The following is a 6,592-nucleotide window of genomic DNA, read 5'->3' as shown; positions in this document are numbered from 1 at the left end:
TAAATCGAGTTATCCGTTGCCAGCACCGTGCGGTTGGCATAGTCCGGGGCAATCTCGCCTTCGAAGCCACGGGCGCGCAAGGCGTCGAGGAAACGCACGTAATGAGTGCTTAGGCGTTTAAACGGGGCCGTACGAGAATCCAAAGATGCAATCATAGTTGATCAAGCCGTCACTGCTGGGAGCGGATAGGGGATACGCTACTTTACCGCAGCTACCGCGGCTCTGCATCTTGATGGCGCGTCTTATGCGCTGCCAAGCGCCTCTTTCACCAGCGCTGCGCTGGTCGCGTTCATGGGTAGTGCCAGAGCAAGTGCATGTGCTTGGGGGGACATCTTGCCCCAGGTTTTTTGCACAATACGCACCATATGGTCGTGCTCGACTTTGCGGGAGAAATCCGCGAAGTAATTTTCCAAGAACACCAGGCAGGCGCAATCTTCCAGCGCTTGCACATCGGCATCGCGGCCAAGACCTTTCTTACGGATAATCGTTGCGGTTCGTTCGGCGTCTGCAGCGCTATAGCCAGCGTCACGCATCAGTTGGGCAGTGGTATCGCCCGCGCGCTCACCTTGGTCGCGGCGCCAGGTTAAATAGCCTATGCGTCCTTCAGGGTAATCGCTGCGCGGCACAAGCCAGCGCTGGAGATGTTGGGCGCGGACTGCCAAACGCAGTAGTTCGGCAGGGGCAGACTGCAACTGTGCTAACCAATGGCTCATACGCTGGGCGTAGGCAAGTTCCTGGGGCAGGGGTGTGCCATCGGCAAGGGTGGTTTGGCGCGGATCTTGGGCGTGAAGCGCATCAATGGCCGTTAGAGTTTGTTCAAACGCAGAGGGCATAAGAGCTCGCATGATTAGGGAAGATTAACGACATGCTAGCAGGTTAGCGCCAGGCCATGAAAAAAGCGCCCGCTGCACAAAGGCAGCAAGCGCTAAAGTAACATTCATAAAGAAGTCTATGCGCGGTTGTTGTTATAAACCTCTTCGTTTAGTTCGCCTTCGCTTTTACCCACCAGGGTCGTGACCATCAAATCACCCGCCACGTTTACGCTGGTGCGGGCCATATCCAGAATACGGTCGATACCGGCAACCACCGCAATCGCTTCCAGAGGAAGGCCAATTTGTGCCATTACAATCGACAGCATTATAAGACCCGCGCCGGGAACGCCCGCGGTGCCAATTGAGGCCAGCGTGCCGGTGGCCACAATCATGCCGTAATCCATCATGGTTAGATCGGTGCCGGTCATTTGGGCAATAAACAGCACGACTACGCCTTGGTAAAGCGCTGTGCCATCCATGTTAATCGTCGCGCCCACGGGTAGCACAAAGCCAGAAACGCCCTCTGAAATCCCTAGGTTTTTTTGCGCGCAGCGAATCGACACCGGTAGCGTGCCAGCAGACGAGGCAGAGGAGAACGCCACCACAATGGCATCCAAGCTGCCTTTCAGGTAGCGCACAGGGTTCAAGCGGCCAAGTAGTGAAATAAACCCAGAGTAAATTACCAACACATGCAGAATGCAGGCGAGATATACCACGCCAATCAGCTTGGCCAGCGGCAGCAGGATTTCTAAGCCGTATTGGCCTGAAACATGGGCGATTAAGCCAAATACACCAAAGGGTGCAAAGGCCATCACAATGCCGGTGAGCTTGTACATTGCTTCAGCAAAGCTATCGAAAACCTTCATAACCGGCTCGCCTTTTTCGCCAATCAGCGTTAGCGAAATACCTAAGCCAATGGCAAATACAATGATCTGCATAATGTTGCCATTAGCCAGAGCATCGAGAGGGTTGCGCGGCACCAAGTTAACCAGAATAGAAATCAGAGAGGGGGCTTCGTTTGCAGTCACTTCTGTATCGAAGCTTAAATCGACGCCTACCCCTGGCTGTAACAAGGTGGAAAGCAGTAGACCGATGCTGATCGCAAAGGCCGTCGTCACCAAATACAAGGTAATAGTACGCGCACCAATGCGACCCATTTTTTGCGGGTCACGCATTGAGGTAATACCGACTACTAGCGTTGAGAACACAAGCGGTACAATCAGCATCATTATGGCATTAATGAAAATATCGCCGAGCGGCTTAAAGACACTGGCGGTTTCACCTAGTAACGCACCGGCTAATATCCCCAGTGCCAACCCCGCCAAAATTTTTTTCCACAGCGCGATTTTACTCCACCAAGAAAACTTTCCCTTTTTTGCTGTTTCCTGCACTACGTTTCTCCTGTTTAACATCCATTATTAGTGATTCGCGCTGCAAATCGGCGGGCACTCTATCACTTTGGGCTAGTGAGCCAAGGTTTTTATGCCGATTGGTAATAGCGTATGCGTTTGATTCGAAAGTTCGATGCTGCTCAGTCACAGGCATGCCATGCGCACTCGAGGTTTGGAGTTCACGCTACGGCTATTTTGGAGCACAACAATCAGAAGTCGTGGTGGTTTAATTCGAGCCCAAAAGGATTAAATATTGCGTTCGTTTTGACGTACGTACTGCATGGCGTACAATTTATGTAATGCGGGATAAATTAGAGGTGTGTTATGACCGGAATATCTGTAACAGAGGCACGCAGTAACCTTTATCGGTTGATTGATGAGACTGCAGAATCTCATCAGCCAATTATCATTATGGGCAAGCGGAATAAAGCCGTTTTGGTGGCGGAAGAGGACTGGTCTGCCATTCAGGAGACGCTTTTCCTGCTTTCTGTGCCAGGGATGCGAGAGTCTGTTCGTGAGGGAATGGAGACCCCTGCAGATGAGTGTGATGAGGAGTTGGACTGGTGACATGGACGTTGGTTTACACCAAACACGCTCAGAAAGATGCGAAGAAGTTAGCTTCCAGTGGCTTGAAGCCAAAGGCGCAGGAGCTGCTGGCACTAATCGCAGAAGATCCGTATCGGAAACCGCCTCCGTTTGAGAAACTCATCGGTGATCTTGCGGGGGCTTATTCACGGCGTATCAATATTCAGCATCGTTTGGTTTACCAAGTGCTTGAAGACGAAGGGGTAATTAAAGTGCTCCGGCTTTGGAGCCACTACGAATAGTGTATAACCAGTTGCTGCTGCCGAATATCAAGTAGAACAACGATGAATGCAATACGGTTAGTCAAAAGCATCACTCCCCATTAAGGCAGCCATAGCTCCCCGCCGTGCTTTTGCCTACAATAGGCCTCTTTCATCACGGGCGATGTACGCCGTGTTCCACTGATTTCAGGCCAAGGGATAACTCATGCTCGATCCGAAACTGCTGCGCGGTGATCTTGATGCGGCTGCGCAACAACTGGCCCGGCGGGGCTTCGAACTTGATAAAGCGGCACTGCAAGCGCTGGAATCGCGCCGTCGTGAGTTGCAAACCCAGACCGAGCAGCTGCAAAACGAGCGCAATATGCGTTCAAAAGCGATTGGTAAGGCGAAGGCTAGCGGTGAAGATATTCAGCCGTTGCTGGATGAAGTGAGCGATTTAGGCGAGCGCCTGGATAAAGCCAAGAAAGAACTGGCTGAGGTGCAGGAAGAGTGGGATGACGCTATCAGTGGTATTCCCAATCTTCCTCATGAAAGCGTGCCTGAAGGCAAAAGCGAAGACGATAATGTTGAGCTTCACCGCTGGGGTACGCCGCGTGAGTTTGATTTTGAGGTGCTGGATCACGTCGATCTTGGTAAGAAATCGGGTTATCTCGACTTTGAACTGGCGGCTAAGCTGACCGGCGCTCGCTTTGCGGTAATGCGTGGGCCGATTGCGCGTCTGCATCGGGCACTGGCGCAATTTATGCTGGATACGCAAACTCAGCAGCATGGTTACGAAGAGTGCTATGTGCCGTATATGGTGAATCGCGATTCGCTGATGGGTACCGGCCAACTGCCAAAATTTGGCGAAGATCTGTTTAAACTTAACGACGAACGGGAATACCATCTAATTCCGACGTCGGAAGTGCCACTAACTAACTTTGTGCGTGATGAGATTGTCGATCAGGCGGCGTTGCCAATGAAGTTGACTGCCCACACGCCTTGTTTCCGCAGCGAAGCCGGTTCTCATGGGCGCGATACCCGCGGCATGATCCGTCAGCATCAGTTCGATAAAGTCGAAATGGTGCAGATTGTTGAGCCAGATAAGAGCTATGAAGCACTGGAAGAGATGCGTGGCCATGCTGAAGCAATTCTGCAGGCGCTGGAGTTGCCTTACCGCGTAGTGACGCTGTGTACCGGCGATATGGGCTTTGGGGCGGCGAAGACCTACGATTTGGAAGTTTGGTTGCCTAGCCAAGAAACGTATCGGGAAATTTCTTCAGTCTCTAATTGCGAAGATTTCCAGGCGCGGCGCATGCAAGCCCGCTTCCGCCACCCAGACGCGAAAAAGCCACAGTTGCTGCATACGCTGAATGGTTCAGGCCTAGCGGTGGGGCGTTGCCTGCTGGCGGTGCTTGAAAACCACCAGCAGGCAGATGGCTCTATTACTGTTCCTGCGCCTCTGCAACCCTACCTGGGCGGCCTTGAGCGTCTTGCCCTCTAATTGCCCACTCGACGTTGACCTCGGCATCGATACGAATGGTGCCGGGGCGATAGTCGCTAGCGGAACCACTGCCCATGGCATCGCTCTCAGCGCGCATGGCCATCATGCGGGGCTGGAAGATGGGCGTTTGGGCTTCTTCAATGCGCTGTACTTGGCCAAGCCTTACGCCTAGCGTACTGGCCATTAAGTCCGCTTTATGGCGGGCTTTTTCTAGCGCTTTAGTAAGTGCTTCATCGGTAGCGGCGTCGCGGTCTTGAAGATCAAACTGAACGCCGTCCAGCGTGTTCACGCCAGCACTTATCATTGCGTCAAACACCTCGCCCAATTGATCTATATCGGTAAGCTCAATATTGAAGGGGCGCTCTAAGCGGGTGCGCATTAACGTTTCTTGTTCACCATCATCGTTGCGCGGCCCTGCGACGTGCTCAGGATAGACATTGAGTGACCCTGCATTGATGGCGCGTTGCTCAATGCCGATCTCTTCCATGGCTTTAATTAGCTCACTGGCACGATTTTCAAGCCGCGCGCGTGCGTCGCTCAGCTCGCCACTGTCGGTATCTTCCAGCGTGGAAACCGCTGGGGTGTTTTCCCACAGCCGTGCAGACAGAGTGGCTTTGTCGGGCTCTACTTCCACCCATGATTGGGCTTGAACATGTAAGCTGGGCGGGGTGGGGGGCGCAGCGTGAGCCGTAGACGTTGCCAGAAGGGCGAGAAGTGCGCTGCCAAGCACGCCGTAGCGCAAGCGTTTTAGATGTGGTGTTGCTGGATTCATAGGTCACTTCCTTACTGATCGAGACAATGATTAATGTTAACTAATTTATACTGTGACGCTGCTTGGAAGGGCAAAGCGCAATAAAGTTCACTGGCTAAGAGTCGATGCAAAGCAATTGCTTAATGTTGTCATGGTTTGTGCAATATTGCGCGAGCGGCCATGATATGTGGATAACACGCTAAGGAAAGGGCAATGTCGAAATTATCGGATGAGGATTATCGTAGTATCCCTTTAAATGCGACCCTGGCGCTTGCCGCACTCGTTGTTATTGTGGCGGGTATGAAGGCTGGGGCGGATCTTCTGGTTCCTCTGTTACTGTCAGTCTTTATTGCTGTTGTATGTACGTCGCCTGTGCAGTGGCTGCACCGCTGTGGCCTCAGCAGGGGAGCCTCTGCTTTTTTAACATTGATGGTGCTGCTGGGTTTTATTTCCTTAATTGGCTTGCTGGTGGTCAACAGCTTTAGCACCTTTGTTCAGGTGCTACCGGATATCGAGTCGCGTTTGTATGAGCATTATTGGGATTTGTTGAACGCGCTCTCTAACCGTGGGCTAGCCATTAATCCTGATCAGCTCAGCAATATGCTTGCTATGGAAGACGATGGGTCGTGGGTGACAACGTTGCTAGGCGAACTTGGCAATCTCTTTATGCAAGGCAGTATTATCGGGCTGTTAGTTATTTTCATGCTGTTTGAAACGCTTAACTTCCGAGATAAAGTGTCCCGCGCTCTTGAGAACCCAGCGCCAAGCCTAAAGCGGTTTAGCGAGTTTAGTTTAACGCTGAAGCGCTACCTGGCAGTGAAGACCGTTATTAGCTTGGCCACCGGGGCGCTGGTATGGCTCTCTTGCTTAATAGTGGGAGTGGAGTTCCCGTTGCTGTGGGGGGTGTTGGCTTTTGCCCTTAACTTTATTCCTAATATCGGCTCGGCCTTGGCGGCGATTCCTCCCGTACTGCTATTGCTGGTATCCCAAGATGGCGGAGTATTGCAGGCGCTGTTACTCGCATCTGCCTATTTGGTGATTAATTTCGTTTTGGGTAACTTGGTTGAGCCGCGAGTGATGGGGCAAGCATTGGGGCTATCAACATTTGTGGCGTTTCTTTCGTTGGTTGTGTGGGGGTGGATCTTTGGTGCTGCGGGGATGTTGTTGTCGGTCGTATTGACGATGACATTAAAAATCGCCTTGGATAGCCATCCTCAGACTCGCTGGATTGCTCATTTACTGGGGCCGGGAGGGCAGCGTCGAACGCGTCTTGGCGATGCACGCCGTCCACCTTGGAAGCGTCGAGAGTAGAAGGAGGCGTTTGAGATGGGAAGTGCAGGAAGTTACCG

General features: G+C 52.3%; 7 protein-coding genes. 4 read left to right on the top strand and 3 right to left on the bottom strand.

Annotated features, from left to right (window positions below; genetic code table 11):
* Positions 1-242: 242 nt before the first annotated feature.
* Both INT19_RS00330 and INT19_RS00325 read right to left on the bottom strand, forming a co-directional pair.
* On the bottom strand, positions 243-833 hold the full coding sequence (locus tag INT19_RS00330) for a DUF4202 domain-containing protein (protein WP_193059273.1): 591 nt from the start codon (positions 831-833) through the stop codon (positions 243-245).
* Between the two features lie 116 nt (positions 834-949).
* Positions 950-2,203, bottom strand: a complete 1,254-nt coding sequence (locus tag INT19_RS00325) for a dicarboxylate/amino acid:cation symporter (RefSeq protein WP_193059272.1) — start codon at positions 2,201-2,203, stop codon at positions 950-952.
* Between the two features lie 324 nt (positions 2,204-2,527).
* On the opposite strand from INT19_RS00325, the gene INT19_RS00320 reads away from it, so the two are divergent.
* From INT19_RS00320 to serS, 3 genes are all read left to right on the top strand, one after another.
* Positions 2,528-2,770 carry a type II toxin-antitoxin system Phd/YefM family antitoxin gene (locus tag INT19_RS00320; RefSeq protein WP_193059271.1) on the top strand — a complete coding sequence of 81 codons (243 nt, stop codon included), beginning with the start codon at positions 2,528-2,530 and terminating at the stop codon, positions 2,768-2,770.
* Positions 2,767-3,030 carry a Txe/YoeB family addiction module toxin gene (locus INT19_RS00315; RefSeq protein WP_193059270.1) on the top strand — a complete coding sequence of 88 codons (264 nt, stop codon included), beginning with the start codon at positions 2,767-2,769 and terminating at the stop codon, positions 3,028-3,030. The genes INT19_RS00320 and INT19_RS00315 overlap by 4 nt, the downstream gene beginning before the upstream one ends.
* A gap of 184 nt (positions 3,031-3,214) precedes the next feature.
* Positions 3,215-4,492 carry a serine--tRNA ligase gene (gene serS / locus INT19_RS00310; RefSeq protein WP_193059269.1) on the top strand — a complete coding sequence of 426 codons (1,278 nt, stop codon included), beginning with the start codon at positions 3,215-3,217 and terminating at the stop codon, positions 4,490-4,492.
* Here serS and INT19_RS00305 read toward each other — a convergent pair.
* Entirely contained in the window at positions 4,434-5,264 is an 831-nt protein-coding gene (locus INT19_RS00305) for an SIMPL domain-containing protein (protein ID WP_193059268.1), read from the bottom strand. The genes serS and INT19_RS00305 overlap by 59 nt on opposite strands.
* 192 nt (positions 5,265-5,456) lie before the next feature.
* Between INT19_RS00305 and INT19_RS00300 the strand changes: the two genes are divergently transcribed.
* A complete protein-coding gene (locus INT19_RS00300) occupies positions 5,457-6,554 on the top strand; it encodes an AI-2E family transporter (protein WP_193059267.1) in 1,098 nt (365 codons plus the stop codon).
* Positions 6,555-6,592: the final 38 nt, after the last annotated feature.

Origin of the sequence: Halomonas sp. 3A7M (assembly GCF_014897875.1) — a bacterium.
GTDB lineage: Bacteria > Pseudomonadota > Gammaproteobacteria > Pseudomonadales > Halomonadaceae > Vreelandella.
The sequence above is the reverse complement of the archived record's forward strand: the minus strand, read 5'-3'. Positions and strand labels throughout refer to the sequence as shown.